Source organism: Kitasatospora sp. NPDC059408 (assembly GCF_042751525.1).
GTDB lineage: Bacteria > Actinomycetota > Actinomycetes > Streptomycetales > Streptomycetaceae > Kitasatospora.
On the sequence record NZ_JBHYWI010000019.1, the window covers coordinates 105,512 to 127,555 of the forward strand.

At 72.1% G+C, this 22,044-nt stretch carries 18 protein-coding genes; 6 read left to right on the forward strand and 12 right to left on the reverse strand.

Annotated elements, in window-relative coordinates:
• Nucleotides 1-24: 24 nt before the first annotated feature.
• From ACFXDE_RS15390 to arc, 3 genes are all read right to left on the reverse strand, one after another.
• The gene (locus ACFXDE_RS15390; protein ID WP_031069167.1) at nt 25-243 is read right to left on the reverse strand and encodes a ubiquitin-like protein Pup; all 219 of its coding nucleotides are present in this window, start codon (nt 241-243) and stop codon (nt 25-27) included.
• Between the two features lie 174 nt (nt 244-417).
• A complete protein-coding gene (gene dop / locus ACFXDE_RS15395) occupies nt 418-1,929 on the reverse strand; it encodes a depupylase/deamidase Dop (protein WP_380448374.1) in 1,512 nt (503 codons plus the stop codon).
• A gap of 241 nt (nt 1,930-2,170) precedes the next feature.
• Nucleotides 2,171-3,937 carry a proteasome ATPase gene (arc, locus tag ACFXDE_RS15400; RefSeq protein WP_380448373.1) on the reverse strand — a complete coding sequence of 589 codons (1,767 nt, stop codon included), beginning with the start codon at nt 3,935-3,937 and terminating at the stop codon, nt 2,171-2,173.
• A gap of 286 nt (nt 3,938-4,223) precedes the next feature.
• Here arc and ACFXDE_RS15405 point away from each other — a divergent pair, with 286 nt between their 5' ends.
• Nucleotides 4,224-4,529 carry a ferredoxin gene (locus ACFXDE_RS15405; protein WP_380448371.1) on the forward strand — a complete coding sequence of 102 codons (306 nt, stop codon included), beginning with the start codon at nt 4,224-4,226 and terminating at the stop codon, nt 4,527-4,529.
• A gap of 5 nt (nt 4,530-4,534) precedes the next feature.
• On the opposite strand, the gene ACFXDE_RS15410 is transcribed toward ACFXDE_RS15405, so the two are convergent.
• The 3 genes from ACFXDE_RS15410 to ACFXDE_RS15420 form a co-directional block, all read right to left on the reverse strand.
• Nucleotides 4,535-5,140 (reverse strand): hypothetical protein, encoded by a 606-nt coding sequence (locus ACFXDE_RS15410; RefSeq protein ID WP_380494406.1) that lies wholly within the window; start codon nt 5,138-5,140, stop codon nt 4,535-4,537.
• 130 nt (nt 5,141-5,270) lie between these two features.
• On the reverse strand, nt 5,271-6,218 hold the full coding sequence (locus ACFXDE_RS15415; protein WP_380494409.1) for a tRNA (adenine-N1)-methyltransferase: 948 nt from the start codon (nt 6,216-6,218) through the stop codon (nt 5,271-5,273).
• A 70-nt stretch (nt 6,219-6,288) separates the two neighbouring features.
• Nucleotides 6,289-7,509, reverse strand: coding sequence for a site-2 protease family protein (locus tag ACFXDE_RS15420; RefSeq protein ID WP_380494411.1), 1,221 nt, complete (start codon nt 7,507-7,509; stop codon nt 6,289-6,291).
• Between the two features lie 178 nt (nt 7,510-7,687).
• On the opposite strand from ACFXDE_RS15420, the gene ACFXDE_RS15425 reads away from it, so the two are divergent.
• Nucleotides 7,688-8,548 carry a RecB family exonuclease gene (locus tag ACFXDE_RS15425; RefSeq protein ID WP_380494413.1) on the forward strand — a complete coding sequence of 287 codons (861 nt, stop codon included), beginning with the start codon at nt 7,688-7,690 and terminating at the stop codon, nt 8,546-8,548.
• Between the two features lie 206 nt (nt 8,549-8,754).
• Complete coding sequence (locus ACFXDE_RS15430; protein ID WP_030299918.1) at nt 8,755-9,426, forward strand: response regulator transcription factor; 672 nt, start codon at nt 8,755-8,757, stop codon at nt 9,424-9,426.
• Nucleotides 9,427-9,499: 73 nt separating this feature from the next.
• Here ACFXDE_RS15430 and ACFXDE_RS15435 read toward each other — a convergent pair whose 3' ends face one another.
• The 3 genes from ACFXDE_RS15435 to metH form a co-directional block, all read right to left on the reverse strand.
• Nucleotides 9,500-11,110: an ABC transporter substrate-binding protein gene (locus ACFXDE_RS15435; RefSeq protein ID WP_380494415.1), complete on the reverse strand. Its 1,611-nt coding sequence runs from the start codon at nt 11,108-11,110 to the stop codon at nt 9,500-9,502.
• 289 nt (nt 11,111-11,399) lie between these two features.
• On the reverse strand, nt 11,400-12,104 hold the full coding sequence (locus ACFXDE_RS15440; protein WP_380445469.1) for an HAD family hydrolase: 705 nt from the start codon (nt 12,102-12,104) through the stop codon (nt 11,400-11,402).
• Between the two features lie 137 nt (nt 12,105-12,241).
• Nucleotides 12,242-15,754 carry a methionine synthase gene (metH, locus tag ACFXDE_RS15445; RefSeq protein ID WP_380494418.1) on the reverse strand — a complete coding sequence of 1,171 codons (3,513 nt, stop codon included), beginning with the start codon at nt 15,752-15,754 and terminating at the stop codon, nt 12,242-12,244.
• A 143-nt stretch (nt 15,755-15,897) separates the two neighbouring features.
• Between metH and ACFXDE_RS15450 the strand changes: the two genes are divergently transcribed.
• On the forward strand, nt 15,898-16,986 hold the full coding sequence (locus tag ACFXDE_RS15450) for a hypothetical protein (RefSeq protein WP_380494421.1): 1,089 nt from the start codon (nt 15,898-15,900) through the stop codon (nt 16,984-16,986).
• 13 nt (nt 16,987-16,999) lie between these two features.
• On the opposite strand, the gene ACFXDE_RS15455 is transcribed toward ACFXDE_RS15450, so the two are convergent.
• Complete coding sequence (locus tag ACFXDE_RS15455; protein ID WP_380445472.1) at nt 17,000-17,515, reverse strand: SRPBCC domain-containing protein; 516 nt, start codon at nt 17,513-17,515, stop codon at nt 17,000-17,002.
• 160 nt (nt 17,516-17,675) lie between these two features.
• On the opposite strand from ACFXDE_RS15455, the gene ACFXDE_RS15460 reads away from it, so the two are divergent.
• Nucleotides 17,676-18,473, forward strand: a complete 798-nt coding sequence (locus ACFXDE_RS15460) for an SGNH/GDSL hydrolase family protein (protein WP_380494423.1) — start codon at nt 17,676-17,678, stop codon at nt 18,471-18,473.
• A gap of 157 nt (nt 18,474-18,630) precedes the next feature.
• Entirely contained in the window at nt 18,631-19,587 is a 957-nt protein-coding gene (locus ACFXDE_RS15465) for a PAC2 family protein (RefSeq protein WP_380445474.1), read from the forward strand.
• A gap of 81 nt (nt 19,588-19,668) precedes the next feature.
• On the opposite strand, the gene mshC is transcribed toward ACFXDE_RS15465, so the two are convergent.
• On the reverse strand, nt 19,669-20,898 hold the full coding sequence (gene mshC, locus ACFXDE_RS15470; RefSeq protein WP_380494426.1) for a cysteine--1-D-myo-inosityl 2-amino-2-deoxy-alpha-D-glucopyranoside ligase: 1,230 nt from the start codon (nt 20,896-20,898) through the stop codon (nt 19,669-19,671).
• A 296-nt stretch (nt 20,899-21,194) separates the two neighbouring features.
• A complete protein-coding gene (locus tag ACFXDE_RS15475) occupies nt 21,195-22,043 on the reverse strand; it encodes a carbohydrate-binding protein (RefSeq protein ID WP_380445476.1) in 849 nt (282 codons plus the stop codon).
• Nucleotide 22,044: the final 1 nt, after the last annotated feature.

The window sequence follows — 22,044 nt, forward strand, 5'->3', positions numbered from 1 at the left end:
AATTCCGCAATGCCCCGCGGCGGACTATTGCCCACCCTTTTGGACAAATCCCCGCACGAAATCCTCGGCGTTCGACTCGAGCACTTCGTCGATTTCGTCCAGGACCGCGTCGACGTCGTCGCTGAGCTTTTCCTGGCGCTCCTTGAGGTCGTCGGAATTCTGGGTTTCCGCGGCCTGCTCCTCGACCTCCTCGGAGGAGCGGTTCGCCCGCTGCTGGCCGCCGCCGGTGTCCTTGCTCGCCATTTCCCTCACCCCGCTCGAATCGTCTGGCACGGTTGGGTCGCTGCTTGCTGCACCGACCCTATACACAAGGTGCGACTGCCGCTCCCGGTTTGCCGGTGGCGCTTCCTGTCCAACACCCGCTGCCACCCCGGATGATTCCCATTCGGCGGACGTTCACCCGTGGTGATCGAAAAGTTACCCGCCGGAGAGGACCCGGAGCAGGTCCTCGGCCGTCCGGCAGCGGTCCAGCAGTTCCTTGACGTGGTTGCGGGTGCCGCGCAGGGGCTCCAGGGTGGGCACCCGCTGCAGCGAGTCGCGGCCGGGCAGGTCGAAGATGACCGAGTCCCAGGACGCCGCCGCCACGTGCTCCGCGTACTGGTCCAGGCAGCGCCCGCGGAAGTACGCCCTGGTGTCCTCCGGCGGCTTGGAGACGGCCCGCTCGACCTCCTCCTCGGTGACCAGCCGCTCGAACCTGCCACGGGCCACCAGGCGGTTGTAGAGGCCCTTCTCGGGCCGCACGTCGCTGTACTGGAGGTCCACCAGGTGCAGCCGCGGGTTGTCCCACTCCAGGGCGTCGCGGCTGCGGTAGCCCTCCAGGATCTCCCGCTTGGCGATCCAGTCCAGCTGGCGGGAGAGCGACATCGGGTCGCGCTCCAGCCGGCCGAGGACGTCCTCCCAGCGCGCCAGGACGTCCACGGTCTGCTCGTCCGCGTCGGTGCCGAAGCGGTCCTCGACGTACTTGCGCGCGAGCTCGAAGTACTCCAGCTGCAGCTGGACGGCGGTGAGCTTGCGCCCGTTGCGCAGGGTGATCAGGTGCTTGAGCGTGGGGTCGTGGGAGACCCGGTGCAGGGTGCGCACCGGCTGGTCGACGGCGAGGTCGGAGGCGATGAAGGAGTCCTCGATCATCGACAGGACCAGCGCGGTGGTGCCCAGCTTGAGGTAGGTGGAGATCTCGGAGAGGTTGGCGTCCCCGATGATCACGTGCAGCCGACGGTACTTCTCGGCGTCGGCGTGCGGTTCGTCGCGGGTGTTGATGATCGGCCGCTTGAGGGTGGTCTCCAGGCCGACCTCGACCTCGAAGTAGTCGGCCCGCTGGCTGATCTGGAAGCCGTGGGCGGAGCCGTCCTGGCCGATGCCGACCCGGCCGGCGCCGGTGACCACCTGGCGGGAGACGAAGAACGGGGTGAGGTGGCGGACGATGTCGGCGAACGGCGTCGCCCGCTTCATCAGGTAGTTCTCGTGGGTGCCGTAGGAGGCGCCCTTGTTGTCGGTGTTGTTCTTGTACAGGTGGATGGTCTGCCCGTTGGGCAGTTCCAGCGCGCGCTGCGCGGCGGCCGCCATGATCCGTTCGCCGGCCTTGTCCCAGAGCACGGCGTCGCGCGGGTTGGTGACCTCGGGCGAGCTGTACTCGGGGTGCGCGTGGTCCACGTAGAACCGGGCCCCGTTGGTGAGGATGACGTTGGCGAGGCCGATGTCCTCGTCGGTGAGCTGGCTGGCGTCCGCCACCTCGCGCGCGAGGTCGAAGCCCCGGGCGTCGCGCAGCGGGTTCTCCTCCTCGAAGTCCCAGCGGGCCCGCCTGGCCCGGTGCATCGCCGCCGCGTACGCGTTGACGATCTGGGACGAGGTGAGCATGGCGTTGGCGTTGGGGTGGCCGGGCACGGAGATCCCGTACTCGGTCTCGATGCCCATCACGCGCCGTACGGTCATGCGGCCCTCCTTGCCCCGGTGCGCCGCCCCCCTGGGCGGAACACGCTGACGTACCGCTGAACGACACCGGTGCCGGCGGTCTGCCCGCGAACGGTGCGTCGAGCCTAGAACGCGGGGCCGACGGCCGGGCCCCGAGACGCGCCGTCCGGCTGCGGGGCCGCGAGGCGCCACAGCCGGACGGGGTGCGTGCTGTTCCGGGGCCGGTGCCGGCCTCGTCCTGCGGATCGAAAGAGTGGTGCGGTTACAGGTACTGCCCCGTGTTGGCGACGGTGTCGATGGAGCGGCCGGACTCGGCGCCCTGCTTGCCGGTGACCAGCGTGCGGATGAAGACGATCCGCTCGCCCTTCTTGCCGGAGATGCGGGCCCAGTCGTCCGGGTTGGTGGTGTTGGGCAGGTCCTCGTTCTCCTTGAACTCGTCCACGCAGGCGGCGAGCAGGTGGGAGACGCGCAGTCCGCGCTGACCGTGGTCGAGGAAGTCCTTGATGGCCATCTTCTTCGCGCGGTCGACGATGTTCTGGATCATCGCGCCGGAGTTGAAGTCCTTGAAGTACAGGACCTCCTTGTCCCCGTTGGCGTAGGTGACCTCCAGGAAGCGGTTGTCCTCGGTCTCCGAGTACATCCGCTCCACGACCGACTGGATCATCGCGGCCACGGTGGCCTCGATCGAGCCGTCGTGCTCCTTGAGGTCGTCGGGGTGGAAGGGCAGCGAGCCCTTCAGGTACTTGGAGAAGATGTCCTTCGCGGCCTCGGCGTCCGGGCGCTCGATCTTGATCTTGACGTCCAGGCGGCCGGGCCGCAGGATCGCCGGGTCGATCATGTCCTCGCGGTTGGAGGCGCCGATGACGATGACGTTCTCCAGGCCCTCCACGCCGTCGATCTCGGCCAGCAGCTGCGGGACGATGGTGTTCTCCACGTCCGAGCTGACACCCGAGCCGCGGGTGCGGAACAGCGACTCCATCTCGTCGAAGAAGACGATGACGGGGGTGCCCTCGCCCGCCTTCTCCCGGGCCCGCTGGAAGACCAGGCGGATCTGCCGCTCGGTCTCGCCCACGTACTTGTTGAGCAGCTCGGGGCCCTTGATGTTGAGGAAGTAGCTCTTGCCCTGGGGGCGGCCGGTGACCTCGGCGACCTTCTTGGCCAGCGAGTTGGCGACCGCCTTGGCGATCAGCGTCTTGCCGCAGCCGGGCGGGCCGTAGAGCAGGACGCCCTTGGGCGGGCGCAGCTCGTACTCCTTGAAGAGGTCGGCGTGCAGGTACGGCAGCTCGACCGCGTCGCGGATCAGCTCGATCTGGTTGCTGAGGCCGCCGATCTGGCGGTAGTCGATGTCCGGGACCTCTTCGAGGACGAGCTCCTCGACCTCGGACTTCGGCACGACCTCGTACACGTAGCCGGAGCGGGGCTCCAGCAGCAGGGCGTCCCCCGCCCGGATGGTGACCTCGCGCAGCGGTTCGGCGAGGCGCACCACGCGCTCCTCGTCGGTGTGGCCGATGACCAGGGCGCGCTCGCCGTCCTCGAGGATCTCCTTGAGGGTGACGATCTCGCCGATGCGCTCGAAGGCCATCGCGTCCACGATGTTGAGGGCCTCGTTGAGCATCACCTCCTGGCCGCGCCGCAGCACGTCGAGTTCGACGTTGGGGCTGACGTTGACGCGGAGCTTGCGACCGCCGGTGAAGATGTCGGCGGTGCCGTCCTCGTTCGCCTGCAGGAAGGTGCCGAAGCCGGCGGGCGGCTGGGCCAGCCGGTCCACCTCTTCCTTGAGGGCCACGATCTGGTCGCGGGCCTCGCGCAGCGTGGAGGCGAGTCGTTCGTTCTGGGCGGTCACGCCGGCCAGGTTGGTCTGGAGCTCGACGATCCGCTCTTCGAGGATTCTCGAATTGCGCGGCGAGTCGGCGAGCTTGCGGCGCAGCACGGCGATTTCCTGCTCAAGGTACGAGACCTGAGCGGCCTCGTCGGAACCACGAGCGGGCCTGCCGGTGCTGCGGTTGTAGTCGTCATCGTGGGCTGCCACGGTCCTCACCTCCTCCGGGGAGCTGGACGCTTCCAGACCCTACCTGGGACCAGGGGTCCGTAAACCCCTAGATCAAGAAAGATGGAACGGGCGTGTCCGATCTTCGCCCTGCGTGCTTCCCCTCTGCTAAGGGGATACCCACCGCGCACCGCCCAAAGCGGACCAGATGTATCGTCGAGCGAGTCGATATCCGATCGCGACCGGGAGGCCCGGTCCGATCGTTGTACGAATGGCGGGATTGCCCTCAGACGGGGGCGACCCGGGACAGAAACGGCGGAGAACAACGATGTCGGTGACCGAGCGGACGGCGGCGAACGAGGCCCTGGAGGTGTGGATCGACCAGGACCTGTGCACCGGCGACGGCATCTGCGCGCAGTACGCGCCCGAGGTCTTCGAACTCGACATCGACGGCCTGGCCTACGTGAAGGGGCCGGACGACGAACTGCGCCAGCAGCCCGGGGAGACGGCCCCCGTGCCGCTGACGCTGCTTCAGGACGTGGTGGACTCGGCGAAGGAGTGCCCCGGCGACTGCATCCACGTGCGCCGGGTCGCCGACCGGGTCGAGGTGTACGGGCCGGACGCCGACGAATAGGCGTCTCAGGTCTCGGTGTTCGGGGCGGCGGTCCGGGTGCGCACCCAGCCGCCGCCCTTGTGCGTCCAGGTGAGGTCGAGTGAGACGTCCGGGCTGAAGCGCGGGACGTCGTCGCTCGAATACCCCTGCGCGTGGCCGGTGATGGTGCCGTCGGAGCGCAGGGCGAGCCTGGTGACGGTGAGGTTCTCGCGCTCGGAGACGAGGGTCGCGAGGACGACGGGCCGCTCGGCGGTGCCGCCGAGGAGGTAGACGGCGTCCGGCGGGGTGCCGGTCTCGGCGGCGCAGTGCGCGGCGACGACGGTGCTGGGCCGGCCGTCGCCGAGGTCGGCGGCCAGGCTGACCGTCGGCTTGACCGGGAACGGGCCGCAGTCGAGCGGGAGTTGGGCCTTGGCCGGGTCGGGGGCGAGGGCCGCCGGGGCGGCCTTGGGACCGCTGCCGTGGAGGGGCACCGGCGTGCCGGTGGCGGGCGAGGCCGCGAGGGCGCTCGCCACGACGGCTCCGCAGCCGGCCAGGGCGAGGGCCCAGTGCCACGGGGCGGTTCGAACGTGGCCGGGCCGGGTGCGGCCCGCCGGGGTCTGCTGTCCAGCCGTCGTCCCGACCGCGGTCTCCACCAGGCGTCCCCTCCAGTGGTCTGTGTGAGCTGGCATCGTCCCACATCACGGTGGCACTCCGGTGACCGGGGCGGGAACGCCGGAGGGGTGGCACGGCCCGGCCGTGCCACCCCTCCTCGACGGTCGTGCGTCAGCCGAGGTCGGTGTCCTCGGCCACGGCGGCGCGGGCGGCCGCGCGCTCCTGCAGGGTCGGCTCGGGCGACCCGTTGTCGTAGTCCTCGCCGTACGCGCCCTTGGCCGGGCGGCGGCGGCGCAGCGGCGGCTCGACGCCGTCGGCGAGGCGGCGGGCGGTGAGCAGGAAGCCGGTGTGGCCGATCATCCGGTGGTCCGGGCGGACCGCCAGGCCCTCCAGGTGCCAGGTGCGGACCATGGTCTCCCAGGCCTGCGGCTCGGTGAAGGTGCCGTGGTCGCGCAGCGCCTCGACGGTCTTGGACATCTGCGTGGTGGTGGCCACGTAGCAGCAGATGAGGCCGCCGGGGACGAGCGCCTTGGAGGCGACGTCCAGGCACTCCCAGGGGGCGAGCATGTCGAGGATGATGCGGTCGACGTCGCTCTCGACCAGGTTGTCCTGGAGGTCGCCGACGGTGAGCTTCCACGCCGGGTGGGAGCCGCCGAAGTAGCGCTCGACGTTGCTCTTGGCGATGTCGGCGAAGTCCTGCCGACGCTCGTAGGAGGCCAGCATGCCCTGCTCGCCGACGGCGCGCAGCAGGTAGGTGCTGAGCGCGCCGGACCCCACGCCGGCCTCCACCACGCGGGCGCCCGCGAAGATGTCGGCCATCGCGAGGATCTGGCCCGCGTCCTTGGGGTAGATCACGGCGGCGCCGCGTGGCATGGAGAGGACGTAGTCGGGGAGCAGGGGGCGCAGCGCGAGGTACGGGACGTTCCCCGTGGTGCGCACGACCGTGCCTTCAGGAGCGCCGATCAGCTCGTCGTGCGGGAACGCACCCTTGTGGGTGTGGAACTGGTTCCCGGCCTGGAGCGTGAACGTGTAGTGGCGACCCTTGGGGTCGGTCAGCTGGACCTGGTCCCCGACCTGGAAGGGCCCGCGTCGGCGGGCGGCACCGGTCGGTTCGGACATGCGGCCAATCCTAAGGGAAGCGCGACCTCCCGCCCGCCGCGCCCCCGGCCGGTGCCGTCCCGGGGCCGTCCTAGTGCCCCGCGACGGCGGCGGTGAGGCGCTGCTCGATGTCGGTGAGCGCGACGACGCCGTACACCCGGCCGTCGGACTCGACCACCAGGTACTCCCCGGCCGGGGTGGCGCGCACGGCGTGCAGGAGGTCCTCGCCGGTGAGGTCGGCGCTGAGCCGCAGGCCGGGTTCGAGGTCGCGGGCGAGCGGTCCGACGGCGACCCACGGGCGGCGGTGCTCGGGCACCGCGCGCACGGCGGACTCGCGGACGATCGCGATCGGCTCGCCCCGGCCGTCCACCACGACCACGGCCCCGGCCTGCGCCTCGCGGGCGCGCCGCAGCGCCTCGCCGAGCGGGGTGTCGGCGGTGACCTCGACGGTGCGGCGGGCGAGGTCGCGCAGCCGCAGGCCGGGCAGGGCCTCCTTGAGCCGGGCGTTGCGCACGCTGGCGCCGGCGCCGTTCCAGATGATCGCGGCCAGGACGGCGGCGATGACGGCGTCGACGAGGGTGTCGGTGCCGGTCCGCCCGACCCCGCGGGAGGCGCTGACCAGCGGCAGCCCGATGAGCACGGCGACGGCCAGCGCCCGCCCGACCCACGCGGCGGCGACGGTGCCGGTCATCGGCCTGCCGGTGACGGCCCAGACAACCGCGCGCAGCATCCGGCCGCCGTCCAGCGGCAGTCCGGGCAGCAGGTTGAAGACGGCGACGACGAGGTTGGAGACCATCAGGCCGGTGAGCAGCACCCCGGGCACCGAGGAGAGCTCCACGGCCTGCATGGCGAGGTAGAAGACCCCGCCGAGCACGAGCGACAGCAGCGGGCCGACGAAGGCCAGCCAGAACTCCCGCCACGGCGTCTCGGCCTCGTTCTCGATCTCGGAGACGCCGCCGAAGAACTGCAGCTGGATGCGGCGCACGCCGAGGCGGTAGCGCAGCGCGACCAGCGTGTGGGCGAGCTCGTGCACCAGGACGGAGGCGTAGAAGGCGACGGCGAAGGAGAAGGCGACCAGGTAGCGCGAGCCGCCGAGGTCCGGCAGGACGTCGTTCAGCTGGCCCCCGAAGACCCAGGTGATCAGGGCCGCGATGACGAACCAGGAGGGGGTGACGTAGATGGGCACCCCGAACGGGCGGCCCATGAGGATGCCGCCGCCGCGCTCCTTCCGCGGCTCCGGCGGCCGGCCGGGCGGGCGACCACCGCCGTGCGGCGGCTGGTCGGAGGTCTGCTGCCCCCTGCTGTCGCTCACCGTGATCCCTTCGGTCGACTCCCCCGAGTTGCGCCGGTGTGCCCACGCTACGTGATCTCGGCGGCAGGGCGCCGCGCGCCCCTCTGTCTGGCTTCATACCCACTGGCGCGGGCCCTGCCCAGCCCCGTGACAGCACGGTGGCAGCGGTATGGCAGCGCGGGGCAATAGGGTCGTAGCCATGCAGCAGACCGACACCACCAGTGCCGCCGGGGCCCCGGCGCGCCCGGCGGCGCCCCCGACCGGCCTGTCCCCGTCCCGTGCGGGTGACTTCCTCACCTGCCCGCTGCTGTACCGGCTGCGGGTGATCGACCGGCTGCCGGAGCCGCCGAGCGCGGCGGCGACCCGGGGCACCCTGGTGCACGCGGTGCTGGAGCGGCTGTTCGACAGCGCGGCCGTCGAGCGGACGCCGGAGCGGGCGCTCGGCCTGCTGCGCCCGCAGTGGGAGCGGCTGCTGGGCGAGCGGCCGGAGCTCGGCGGGCTGTTCCCGGACGACCCGGACGGCGCGGCGCTCACCCGCTGGCTGGCGGACGCCGAGAAGCTGGTCGGCCAGTGGTTCCGGCTGGAGGACCCGACCCGGCTGCACCCGGTGGAGCGGGAGCTGTACGTGGAGACGGCCCTGGAGTCGGGCCTGCTGCTGCGCGGCTACATCGACCGGGTCGACGTCGCCCCGACCGGCGAGGTCCGCCTCGTCGACTACAAGACCGGCCGGGCGCCCTCGCGGGACTTCGAGGGCAAGGCGATGTTCCAGATGAAGTTCTACGCGCTGGTGGTGTGGCGCTGGAAGGGCGTGATCCCCAAGCGGCTCCAGCTGGTGTACCTCGGCGGGGGCGGGGACGTCGTCTCCTACGACCCGGACGAGGCGGACCTGCTCGCCGTGGAGCGCAAGCTGCAGGCGCTCTGGGAGCGGATCACCCACGCGGTGGCCACCGGGGAGTTCCCGGCCACCCGCAACCGGCTCTGCGACTGGTGCGACCACCAGGCCAGCTGCCCGGAGTTCGGCGGGACGCCCCCGCCGTACCCGCTGCCCGTGCTGGCCTGAGAATTGCCGGCGAACGCCCGCGGTGTTGGGGTGCGTGCATCGCAAGGCGGAGGAGGGAGGCGATGCGGAGCATCGGGCGACCGACGACAACGCAGCGAGGCGCGTGCCCCGGCGCCGCGGGCTAGCCGGGAATTCTCAGGCCAGCACATGGCCCGTACGTCTGAAGAGGACGATCCCACGGGGGATCCGAACGGCAAGGAGTCCTAGTGACGATCCGAGTGCTGCTGGTCGACGACCAGCCGCTGCTGCGCACCGGTTTCCGGATGATCCTGGAGGCCGAGTCCGACCTGGTGGTGGTCGGTGAGGCCGGCGACGGTCAGCAGGCGCTGGACCAGGTCCGGGCGCTGCAGCCCGACGTGGTGCTGATGGACATCCGGATGCCCAGGATGGACGGCGTCGAGGCGACCCGCCGGATCGCCGGCCCGGGGCGGGACGGCCCGGCCAAGGTGCTGGTGCTGACCACCTTCGACCTGGACGAGTACGTGGTGGAGGCGCTGCGCGCGGGCGCCAGCGGCTTCCTGCTGAAGGACGTGCCGGCCGAGGAGCTGGTGCAGGCGATCCGGGTGGTCGCGGACGGCGCGGCGATGCTGGCGCCGAGCATCACCCGGCGGCTGCTGGACATGTACGCCACCAAGCTGCCCTCGGGCGAGGAGGCGCCGCCGCAGGCGCTGAACGCGCTCACCGAGCGGGAGCTGGAGGTGCTCAAGCTGGTGGCGCGCGGGCTGTCGAACGCGGAGATCGCGGCCGAACTGTTCGTCAGCGAGACGACGGTGAAGACGCACGTGGGGCACGTCCTGACGAAGCTCCAGCTGCGGGACCGCGTGCAGGCGGCGGTGTACGCGTACGAGAGCGGTCTGGTGCGTCCGGGCGCGCTGTAGGACGCTCCACAGACGGCGACGGCCCGTCCGCCTCCCCCGGTGTGGGAAGCGGACGGGCCGTCGCCGTCGGGCGCTACTTGCTGCTGCGGCCGATCTCGCCGAAGCGGAAGACGCCGGTGGTGTCGACGGTGGACTCGACCCCGGTGATGTACGAGCGGGCCGCGTAGAACGCCTTGTCCTGGAACAGCGGGACGAGCGGAGCGTTGTCGGCGACGATCGACTGGATCTGGTTGTAGTTGCCGGCCGCCGCGCCGCGGTCGGTCATCTTGAGGCCGTCCGGCACCAGCTTCTGGCTGATCCGCGGGTCGTCCCAGCCGTCGTGGTAGACGCCGCCGTCGACGACCAGCGGGCTGATGTAGTTGTCGGCGTCCGGGTAGTCGGCGAACCAGCCGAGGATGTAGGCCTGGTACTTGCCGTCGGCGAAGCCGGCCTTGTACTTGTCCCAGTCGGCCTCCTGCTGGACCGTCACCTGGAACAGGCCGCCGGTCTCCAGCTGCTTCTTCACCGTGTCGGCCTCGGCCGCGCCGGCCCGCGAGCGGGACCACGTGAGGGTGATCTTGACGGGCAGCTGCACCTTGGCGTCGGTGAGGAACTTCTTCGCCTTGCTGACGTCCTGGTCGCCGTACTTGTCGAAGAAGACGGTGTTGTGGCCGGTGACGCCGGCCGGGACCATCGAGTACAGCGGCTGGACGGTGCGGGCGAAGACGTCGCGGGCGAGCGCCTTGCGGTCGAGCAGCGCGGCGGCGGCCTGGCGGACGGCGACGTTGCCGACGACCGCGTCCTTGGTGTTGAAGACCAGCGAGCGGGTGTTGTTGCTGTCGCCCTCGACGACCTGGAGGTCGCCCTTGCCGCCCTGCTGGTCGGAGCGGATCTGGGCGGCGGTGTTCGGGTCCAGGCTGTCGTCGGTGAGGTCGACGTCGCCCTTGTCGAGCGCGGCCTTCAGGTCGGCGGCCTGGTCGTAGTAGCGGACGGTGAACTTGCTGTTCCGCAGCTTGACGTCGCCGTTGTACTTGTCGTTGGCCGACAGCGCGACCTTGCCGATGCTCTTGCCGCCGCCGCCCAGGGCCTCGACCGAGTCGAGCTTGTACGGGCCGGAGCCGACCAGCTTGTCGTTGGGCAGCAGCGCGTCGGCCGGGTACACCTGGTGGTCGACGATCGCGCCGACCGGGCTGGCGAGCTTGGCCGGGAGGGTCGCGTCGGGCGCGGTGAGCTGGAAGACCACCTCGTTGTCGCCCTTGGCCTCGACGGACTTGATCGAGGAGAGCAGCCCGGACGGGCCGTTCTTGTCGTTGATCTTCTTGGTGCGCTCGATCGAGAACACGACGTCGGCGGCGGTCAGCGGGTGGCCGTTGGAGAACTTGAGGCCGGGGCGCAGCACGCAGTGGTACTGGGTGGAGTCGCCGGTGGTGAACTCGCAGGACTGCGCGGCGTCCGGGGAGGGCGAGCTGGAGGCGGCGGGGAAGACCAGCAGCGACTGGAAGGTGTTGCGCAGGATCAGCCAGGAGCCGGAGTCGTAGGACCCGGCCGGGTCCAGCACGCTGGTGAGCTGGGCGGTGCCCATGGTGACCGAGCTGCTGCCGCCGCCGCCCTTGACCGCGTCGGTGACGGATCCGCAGCCGGCCACCGTCACGGCGACCAGGCCGGCGCAGCCGAGTACTGCCAGGCGTTCAGCGGAAGTCTTCACGGGGCGCGTCCTTCTGGGGTGCGCGTCGTGCGACCGGCGCCGGGACCGGGGGTACCCGTCGGCGGCGGTGGCAGGGCTGCGAGGGCGGGAACGAACTGGAGTAGCGTGCCATATCGAACACGCACGACCGATACCCGCGTGGATGACGTTTGGGACACGGTGATCCGGGGCAGCCCGGCTCCCTCGGCGAGTTGTCGACCAATGCCCGTTTTCTCCCCCGATGACCACCGGATCGGGCCGCCCGGGGCCCCTTACCGGTCGGTAGGCCGCCGGGGCAATGAGACCACAATCACACGCGCGAGGCGACCAGCGAGCGCAGCAGTTCGAGGTCGACCTGCTCCAGCGAGGACAGCACCAGCCGCCCGGGGGCCGACTCGATCCGCGCGACCGAGGGCACCGCGATCACCGGGCAGCCGGCCGCCTCGGCCGCCTTCACCCCGGTCGGCGCGTCCTCGACCACCACGCAGCGGGCCGGTTCCGCGCCCAGCCGGCGGGCCGCCTCCAGGTACGGGTCCGGGTGCGGCTTGGTGCGTGGCACCTCGTCCCCGGCGACGGTGAAGGCGAAGTGCTCGGCGCCCAGCGAGCGCAGCACGATGTCGATGACGTGCCGGTGCGAGGCCGACACCAGGGCGGCCGGGATCCCGTGCGCGGCAAGGGTGTTGAGGAGCCGCTCGGCGCCCGGCATGAGCGGCACGCCGCCGCCCAGCAGGTCGACGAAGCGCTGGTTGATGAGCACCGTCAGATCGGCCGGGGAGAGGTCGACGCCGGTCCTGGCGAGCAGGTAGTCGATCACCCGGCTCATCGGGCCGCCCACCACCTGGGCGCGGTCCGCCTCGTCGAGCGCGTAGCCGAGCTCGGCGAACAGCGAGGCCTCGGCCTGCCACCAGAAGTCCTCGGTGTCGACCAGCGTCCCGTCCATGTCCAGCAGCACCGCCTGCAGGCCGCGGTCGTCCCCGTGGTCGAGCGCCGCGACGGCGGTGGAGATGCTGGTCATGGTGATCCTTCCGAGTGCCCCGCAGGTGCTCCGGGGATGGCACGGGCCGGCCCGCTGGTGAGCGGACCGGCCCGTTCAGGATCATCAAGGATACGCCCGGTTCGCCGGAAAAGAGCGAACGCGCGGGGGCGTCCTGGTTACCGGGCGTTGAAGTACTTCGCCTCCGGGTGGTGGATCACGATCGCGTCCGTGGACTGCTCCGGGTGGAGCTGGAACTCCTCGGAGAGCACCACGCCGATCCGCTCGGGCTTCAGCAGCTCGGCGATCTTGGCGCGGTCCTCCAGCTCCGGGCAGGCGCCGTAGCCGAGCGAGAAGCGGGCGCCGCGGTACTTGAGCGCGAACATGTCCTTGACGTCCTGCGGGTCCTCGCCGGAGAAGCCGAGCTCGTAGCGGACCCGGGCGTGCCAGAACTCGGCCAGCGCCTCGGCCAGCTGCACCGAGAGGCCGTGCAGCTCCAGGTAGTCGCGGTAGGAGTTCCCGGCGAACAGCTCGTTGGCCGCCTCCGAGATCCGGTTGCCCATGGTGACCACCTGCAGGCCGACGACGTCCCGCACGCCGGACTCCTCCGGGCGGAAGAAGTCGGCCAGGCAGAGCCGGCGCCCGCGCCGCTGGCGGGGGAAGGTGAAGCGGGTGCGCTCGGTGCCGTCCTCGTGGAAGACGATCAGGTCGTCGCCCTTGGAGTTGGCCGGGTAGTAGCCGTAGACCACGGCCGCCTCCAGCCAGCCCTCGGTCTGCAGCCGGTCCAGCCAGGCGCGCAGCCGCGGGCGGCCCTCGGTCTCCACCAGCTCCTCGTACGACGGCCCCTCGCCGGAGCGCGCCGCCTTCAGGCCCCACTGGCCCTTGAACAGCGCGTCCTCGTCCAGCCAGGACGCGTAGTCGGCGAACGGGATGCCCTTGACGATGCGGTCGCCCCAGAACGGCGGGACGGGCACGGCGTTGTCGACGGCGACGTCGGAGCGGATCTGGCCGAGGTTGACCTCCGGCTCCGGCTCCTCCACCTCGACCCGGGCGTGCCGGCGCTGCTTGAGCTCGGGCAGCACCGCGCCGGGCACGCCGCGCTTGACGGCGATCAGCGCGTCCATCAGCCGCAGGCCCTCGAACGCGTCGCGGGCGTACCGGACTTCGCCCTCGTAGATCTCGTGGAGGTCCTGCTCGACGTACGCCCGGGTGAGCGCGGCGCCGCCGAGGATCACCGGGTAGTCGGCCGCCAGCTTGCGCTGGTTGAGCTCCTCCAGGTTCTCCTTCATGATCACGGTCGACTTGACCAGCAGCCCGGACATCCCGATGACGTCGGCCCGGTGCTCCTGCGCGGCGTCCAGGATCGCCGAAACCGGCTGCTTGATGCCGAGGTTGACGACGTTGTAGCCGTTGTTGGACAGGATGATGTCGACCAGGTTCTTGCCGATGTCGTGGACGTCGCCCTTGACGGTGGCCAGCACGATCGTGCCCTTGCCCTCCGAGTCGGACTTCTCCATGTGCGGCTCCAGGTGCGCCACCGCGGTCTTCATGACCTCGGCGGACTGGAGCACGAAGGGCAGCTGCATCTGGCCCGAGCCGAACAGCTCGCCGACCACCTTCATGCCGGACAGCAGGGTCTCGTTGATGATCTCCAGCGCGGGCCGCGCGGTGAGCGCCTCGTCCAGGTCGGCCTCCAGGCCGCCCCGCTCCCCGTCGATGATCCGGCGCTGGAGCCGCTCGTCCAGCGGGAGCGCGGCCAGCTCCTCCGCCTTGGACGCCTTCACCGAGGCCGAGGAGACGCCCTCGAACAGCTCCAGTAGGCGCTGCAGCGGGTCGTAGCCGTCCCGGCGGCGGTCGTAGACCAGGTCGAGGGCGGCCTCGCGCTGGTCCTCGGGGATCCGGGAGATCGGCAGGATCTTCGACGCGTGGACGATCGCCGAGTCCAGGCCGGCCTCGACGCACTCGTGCAGGAAGACCGAGTTGAGGACGACGCGGGCGGCCGGGTTGAGGCCGAAGGAGATGTTGGACAGGCCGAGGGTGGTCTGCACGTCCGGGCGGCGGCGCTTGAGCTCGCGGATCGCCCCGATCGTCTCGATGCCGTCCCGGCGGGACTCCTCCTGGCCGGTGGCCAGGGTGAAGGTGAGGCAGTCGACCAGGATCGAGCCCTCGTCGATGCCGTAGTCCGCGGTGAGCTCGGCGATCAGCCGCTCGGCGATCTCGACCTTCTTGTCCGCGGTGCGGGCCTGGCCCTCCTCGTCGATGGTCAGCGCGATCAGGCCGGCGCCGTGCTCGCGGGCCAGCGAGGCGATCCTGCCGAAGCGCGAGTCGGGGGCGTTGCCGTCCTCGTAGTTGACCGAGTTGAGCACCGCGCGCCCGCCGAGCGCCTCCAGGCCGGCCTGCAGCACGGGCGGCTCGGTGGAGTCCAGGACGATCGGCAGGGTCGAGGCGGTCGCCAGGCGGCCGGCGATCTCCTTCATGTCGGCGACGCCGTCGCGGCCGACGTAGTCGACGCACAGGTCCAGCAGGTGGGAGCCGTCCCGGATCTGGTCGCGGGCGATCTCCACGCAGGCCTGCCAGTCGCCGGCCAGCATCGACTCGCGGAACTTCTTCGAGCCGTTGGCGTTGGTGCGCTCGCCGATCGCGAGGTACGAGGTGTCCTGGCGGAACGGCACCGCCTGGTACAGCGACGCCGCCGACGGGTCCGGCTGCGGCGTGCGCGGGGCGATCGCGCGGCCCTGGACGCGCTCGACCACCGCGCGCAGGTGCTCCGGCGTCGTGCCGCAGCAGCCGCCGACCAGCGACAGCCCGTACTCGCGGGTGAACACGTCGTGCGCCTCGGCCAGTTCGGCCGGGGACAGCGGGTAGTGGGCGCCGTCCTTGCCGAGCACCGGCAGGCCCGCGTTCGGCATGCAGGACAGGCCGATCCGGGCGTTCTTGGCCAGGTAGCGCAGGTGCTCGCTCATCTCGGCCGGGCCGGTGGCGCAGTTGAGGCCGATGTAGTCGACGCCGAGCGGCTCCAGCGCGGTGAGCGCGGCGCCGATCTCCGAGCCGAGCAGCATCGTGCCGGTGGTCTCCACCGTCACCTGCACCAGCACCGGGAGGTCCAGGCCGGCCGCGGCGAGGGCGCGCTTGGAGCCGAGGATCGCGGCCTTGGTCTGCAGGAGGTCCTGGCTGGTCTCGACCAGCAGGGCGTCGGCGCCGCCGGCGATCAGGCCGGCCGCGTTCTCCTGGAAGCCGTCGCGCAGGGCCTCGTACGGGGCGTGGCCGAGGGTGGGCAGCTTGGTGCCGGGCCCGATCGAGCCGAGCACCCAGCGGGTGCGGCCGTCGGCGGCGGTGTGCGCGTCGGCGACCTCGCGGGCGATCCGGGCGCCGGCCTCGGACAGCTCGAAGATGCGCTCGGGGATGTCGTACTCGCCGAGCGCGGCGAAGTTGGCACCGAAGGTGTTGGTCTCGACGCAGTCCACGCCCACCGCGAAGTAGGCCTCGTGGACGGACCGGACGATGTCGGGGCGGGTGAGGTTCAGGACCTCGTTGCAGCCCTCCAGGTCCTGGAAGTCCTCCATGGTCGGGTCCTGGGCCTGGAGCATGGTGCCCATCGCCCCGTCGGCGACCACCACCCGGGTGGCGAGGGCCTCGCGCAACGCGTTCGCGCGGCTCTGCTGAGTGATGGACGGTTCGGCTGCAGTGGCCATGGGGCTTCTCCCTGGTGCGACGGCTGTCGGCTTTGCGCTCCCGCTTGGTCGGGCGCGCACGTGGCCAGGGTATCCGTCCCACGGCCCGGCGCGACTGTGCATTTCGTATCCTGAACGCTCGGCCGCAAGGGGGGAGCAATCGGTTGGGGCGCGCACGCACGTCCGCGGGACGGATGGGCCGGGCACTGGCGGTGCCGTTCAGCGCATTCGGGGCCCGCTGGCGGGGCTGGTCGTGGTGGCGCAGGGCGCTGGTCGCGCTCGCCGTGGCCGCGGCCGTTCCGGTGGCCACGATCGGGGGACTGCTCGTCGCGCTGCGCCTGCACGACGTCGGCCGGCTCTCGCCCGACGCCCGCACCCGCGGCCGGGACGCCGTCTGGCTCGGCCACGCCTGGGTGGACGGCCGCAAGACCGACGCCGACGTCGCGGCACTCGCCCGGCAGCTCGACGGCACCGGCATCCGCGACCTGTACGTCCACACCGGCCCGCTGGAGCACGACGGCTCGCTGCCGCCGTCCGTCCACCCGCGCGCGCAGTGGTTCGTCGAGGCGGTGCACCGGGAACTGCCGAAGATCCGGGTGCAGGGCTGGCTGGGTGACGAGGTCAAGCCCGAGAAGGACGCCCTCGACCTGGAGGACGCGGCCACCCGGGACCGGGTCACCGCCTCCGCCCGGCAGGTGCTGGACCTCGGCTTCGACGGGGTGCACTTCGACATGGAGCCGATCCGCCCCGGCTCGGCCGGCTGGCTCGCCCTGCTCGACCAGGTCCGGGCGGTGACCGCCGGGCGCGGTGCCAAGCTCTCCGTCGCCGCCCCGCAGATCGACCCCCTGCCCGGCCTGCACACCGCGGGGATCGCCCTCAGCGGGCACGGCAAGTGGTGGGACCAGGCCTACTTCACCGCGACCGCCCGCCGGGTCGACCAGATCGCGGTGATGACGTACGACACCAGCATGCAGACCGAGCCGCTGTTCGGCGGCTACGTCGCCCTGCAGACCGAACTGGCCCTGGAGGCCACGCCGAAGGACGTCGACCTGCTGATGGGCCTGCCGTTCTACTGGGACGACACCTGGGCGCACCGGGGCGGCGCCGAGACGGTCGACGCGGCCGTGCGCGGTGTCCGGCTGGGCCTCGCCCGCGAGGACCTGCACCGCCCGGCCTTCGGCGTCGCGCTGTACGTGGACTTCGCGGCGACGCCCGAGGACTGGGCGCAGTACCGGCGGGGCTGGGTCGGGTAGCCGCGCCCCGGGCTCAGGCCATGCGGTGGGCGAGGGCGCCGAGGTAGCGGTGGACGGTCACGTCCTCGCCGGTCACGTAGTGGGAGACGGCGCGGTACAGCGGCTTGCGGACCTCGCCGCGCTCGGTGACGGTCAGCAGGCAGCCCCGGCCCGCCGGCGTCAGGACGTACGTCCAGGTGCCGCCGTACGGCAGGTCCGGGTCGGCGATGCCGGTCACCAGGCGGTGCGGGGCCTCGCTGGCGACCACCTCGTACGTGGTGTGCCCGTGCCGGTCGTACTCGCGCCAGCGCTCCCGGCCGCCGGCCGCCGCGGGCAGCCGCTCGACGTGGGTCAGGTCGGGGCGCCAGGCGGGGTAGAGGTCGATGTCGGTCAGCACGTCCCAGACCGCGCCGGGCGGCTGGGAGAGTTCCAGTCCGCCCTCGGTGACGTGCTCCACCGGGAGCCGGCGGCCCGCGCGGTCCGCCGCCACCACCGCGGTGCCGGCGGCCACCGCCGCCACGCCCGCGCCGATCCACAGCCATCGGTTCATCGGTCCGGCTCCTCACGCCCGCCGCCCGGCCCCGTTGTCCATCATCGCGCCGCCCCGCCCGGCGGGCACGCCACGACGCTAGGTAGTCGATCGACTACGATCCGTGCCCGATGGGCCGAGGCGGACCGCGCCCGGCCCGCCCGGACCCCGGAGAACCGCCGTGCCGCTCCCCCGCCCGGTCGCCGCCCTGGCCGCCGTCCCCCTGCTCTGCGCCGCCCTCGCCGCCCCGGCCGCGGCCGACCCGGCCCCCAGGTACGCCGCGCTCGGCGACTCCTACGCGGCCGGGGTCGCGGCCGGCTCCTACGACCCCGCCAGCGGTGACTGCCACCGCAGCGGCCGCGGCTACCCCGCCCTGTGGGCCGCGGCGCACGGCGCCGCCCTCACCGACGCCGCGTGCAGCGCCGCCGGGGCCGACGACGTCCGCCGCGACCAGCTGCCGAAGGTCGCCGCGGACACCACCGTGGTCACCCTCACCGTGGGCGGCAACGACCTCGGCTTCACCTCGGCGGCCGTCGACTGCCTCCAGCCGCTCACCACCGACGCCCGCTGCGAGCGCACCCTCGACACCGCCGCGCACCACCTGGACGACGACCTGCCCGGCCGCCTCGACACGCTCTACTCGGCGGTGCGCGCCGCCGCCCCGGCCGCCCGGGTCGTCGTCACCGGCTACCCCCGGCTGCTCCAGACCGGCACCACCTGCCTGCTCGCCACCGAGTCCAGGCGGCAGCGGTTCAACGCCCTCACCGACCGCCTGGACGAGCTGATCCGCCGTCAGTCCGCGGCCCACGGGTTCGCCTTCGCGGACGTCCGGCCGGTCTTCGACGGGCACGGCACGTGCGGCGGCGGCAAGGAGGAGTGGATCAACGGCATCGTGGTCTCCCACCTGTGGGAGTCCTTCCACCCCACCGCCGACGGCCAGGCCCGCGGCTACCTGCCCACCGTCGCCGCGCTCCTGTGACCGGACCTGCGGATAACCGCTGGATCATGGCGGCCCGGTCCCCCAGACTGTCCCGGTGCCCCGGCCGTGACGCGCATCAAAGCCCGTAGGCTGGGCAGGTAGGGACCGTGGAGCGAGGAGTTCCATGGGCGATGAGGAGTTCGGAGGGAGACGCCGGGTGATCGAGCTGGAAGATGTCCCCGAGTTGATCGACCCGGTGATGGTCTGCGCCTTCGAAGGCTGGAACGACGCGGGCGACGCCGCCTCCGCGGCCCTGGCGCACCTGGACGAGACCTGGGGCGGCAAGGTGTTCGCGGCCCTGGACGCGGAGGACTACTACGACTTCCAGGTCAACCGTCCCACGGTCTGGATGGACGGCGGCATCCGCCGGATCACCTGGCCCACCACCCGGCTCTCGGTGATCCGGGTGACGGAGCCCAAGACTCGGGACGTCGTCCTGGTGCGCGGCATCGAGCCGAGCATGCGCTGGCGCTCGTTCTGCAACGAGCTGCTGGGCTTCGCGCACGAGCTGGGCGTCGAGCTGGTGGTGATCCTGGGCGCGCTGCTCGGCGACACCCCGCACAGCCGCCCGGTGCCGGTCAGCGCCGTCACCTCCGACCCCGATCTGGCCCGTCGGCTGGACCTGGAGGAGAGCCGGTACGAGGGGCCGACCGGGATCGTCGGGGTGCTGCAGGAGGCCTGCACGCACGCCGGGGTGCCGGCCGTGACGCTGTGGGCGGCGGTGCCGCACTACGTCGCGCAGCCGCCCAACCCCAAGGCGACCCTGGCCCTGATCAACAAGCTGGAGGACCTGCTCGACCTGCGGATCCCGCCGGGCGAGCTCGGCGAGGACGCCCGGGCCTGGCAGCTGGGCGTCGACCAGCTGGCCGCCGAGGACAGCGAGGTGGCCGAGTACGTCCAGCAGCTGGAGGAGGCGCAGGACACCGCGGAGCTGCCGGAGGCCTCCGGCGACGCGATCGCCCGCGAGTTCGAGCGCTACCTGCGCCGCCGGGAGAACGTCGGTCCGACCGGCGAGAAGCCGGTGGCCGGGCACGCCACCGCGGAGCGGCCGGCCGAGCCGGAGGCGCCCGGGACCACCCGGGAGGCGCCGGAGGGCTCCGCGGACGACGAGTAGGACGGAACGGCCGAAGGGGCGTCAGGACGATCGGTCCTGGCGCCCCTTCGGCGTATGACGGTCCTACAGGACCCGACGGTGCTACAGCGCGACGCCGAGCAGGGCGTCGACGGTACGGGTGACCAGGCCGGGGGCGCCGATGTCGGTGCCGCCGTCGGTCTCCTGGAGCGCCGCCCAGCGGTCGACGGCGGCCAGCGCGGCCGGCGCGTCGAGGTCGTCCGCGAGCGCGGCGCGGACCTCGGCGAGCAGCGCCTCGGCGGCCGGGCCGTCCGGCCGGGAGACCGCGGCGCGCCAGCGGGCGAGGCGCTCGACGGCCTCGTCCAGGACGGCCTTGGTCCACTCCCAGTCCTCGCGGTAGTGGTGCGAGAGCAGGGCCAGGCGGATCGCCGCCGGGTCGACGCCCTCGCGGCGCAGCGCCGAGACGAAGACCAGGTTGCCGCGGGACTTGGACATCTTCTTGCCGTCCAGCGCGACCATGCCGGCGTGCACGTACGCCTTCGCGTACGGGTGGGCGCCGGTGGCGACCTGGGCGTGCGAGGCGCCCATCTCGTGGTGCGGGAAGGACAGGTCGCTGCCGCCGCCCTGGACGTCGAAGGACATGCCGAGGTACTGCAGCGCGATCGCGACGCACTCGATGTGCCAGCCGGGGCGGCCGTGGCCGAGCTCGGTGTCCCAGGCGGGCTCGCCCGGGCGGGCGGCCAGCCAGAGCAGCGCGTCGAGCGGGTTGCGCTTGCCGGGGCGGTCCGGGTCGCCGCCGCGCTCGGCGAAGACCGGGCGCATGGCCTCGCGGGTCAGGCCGGAGACCTCGCCGAAGTGCGGGTCGGAGTCGACCGAGAAGTAGATGTCGCCGTCGACCTCGTAGGCGGCGCCACTGGCCAGCAGCTTCTGGACGATCGGCACGATCCACGGGATGGACTCGACGGCGCCGATGTAGTGGGCCGGCGGGAGCAGCCGCAGCGCGGTCATGTCCTCGCGGAACAGCGCCGTCTCGCGCTCGGCCAGGGCCGTCCAGTCCTGCCCGGTGGCGACGGCGCGCTCCAGCAGCGGGTCGTCGACGTCGGTGACGTTCTGGATGTACAGGACGTCGTGACCGGCGTCCTTCCACACCCGCTGCACCAGGTCGAAGGCGTTGTAGGTGGCGGCGTGGCCCATGTGGGTCGCGTCGTAGGGGGTGATGCCGCAGACGTAGATCCGGGCGGTGCCGTCCTGCGGCACGACCTCGCGGACCGTGCCCGCTGCAGTGTCGAAGATGTGGAGGGGGAGCCCCTGACCAGGCAGGGCGGGAACCTCGGAGGCGGGCCAGGCATGCATGGGAACGACTTTAACCTTGCGAACATTTGAAAGCCTAACCAATGCACGAGAATGCACAAGATCGACTGGATTCGCTTGGTGCCGTGGCCTGAGCACTCCTTGACCGGTGCGGTCCGGATTCCGGCGGTTTCCGTGTGCGACGGTCCGCCCACGCACCGACGACCGCACGGCTGAGCGCCCGGCCGGCCCTGCCGCCGACCGGGCGCCCGGCCCTCGGGTGTGCGCGGCCGGAGCCGGCGGGGCCTGTCTTCACACCCCCGTCGTCCGCCCGGAGGGCGGGGGTGTGAAGACAGGCCCTAGGACCGCTGCCAGAGGGCCGGTACGTTCGGCGGCTCCCAGCCGGCCATGGCGGTGTGCGCCTGGAGGCAGACGTAGGAGGCGCCGGAGTAGGTGACGCGGTCGCCCGCGGCGTAGGTCCGGCCCGGGGACCAGCTGCCGCCCGGCGGCGGGGTGGGCGTGCCGGTCGGGGTCCCGGTGGGGGTCGGCGTCGGGGTCGGCGTCGGGCTCGGGCTGCCGGGGGTCTGCGGGACGTCCAGGACGAAGTCGTACGAGCCCTCCTCGCCGGGGCCGGACTGGCGGACGTTCATCAGCAGCCGGGCGTCGAAGATGGTGTCGGTGTTGTTGCGGGGCTCGCCGGGGAAGTAGAGCTGGGTGGTGAGCACCGGCCGGCCGGGGGCCTGGAGCTTGACGTGCAGGTGCCGGGTGCGGCCGGGGTAGAGGCCGGGGACGATCGTGGTGAGCCGGAACGCGCCCTGGGCGTCGGTGAACTGGTGGCCGCGGAAGGTGTAGCCGGCGTTGTCGTAGGCGCCGCCGTCGTCGGCCTGCCAGAAGTCCAGCAGCACGCCGGAGATCGGCAGGCAGGCCCGGCCGAAGACGTAGCCGCTGACGGTCAGCGGGGTGCCGGGGCCGTCCGCGGACAGGTCGGCGCGCAGCGGGGAGTCGGGTTTGAAGTAGGGGCCCTCGGTCTGCTCGATGGTGGGCTCGTCGCCGTCGTGGCAGGCCGGGGTGGGGGTCAGGGCGCGGCCGCTGCCGGCCTGTTCGCGGGCGAGCGCGACGCCGCCGCCGAACAGCAGCGGGGCGGCGCCGAGCGCCGCGGCGGCCTTCAGGACGGTCTTGCGGCTGATCCTGCCGTCGGGGGTGGGCATG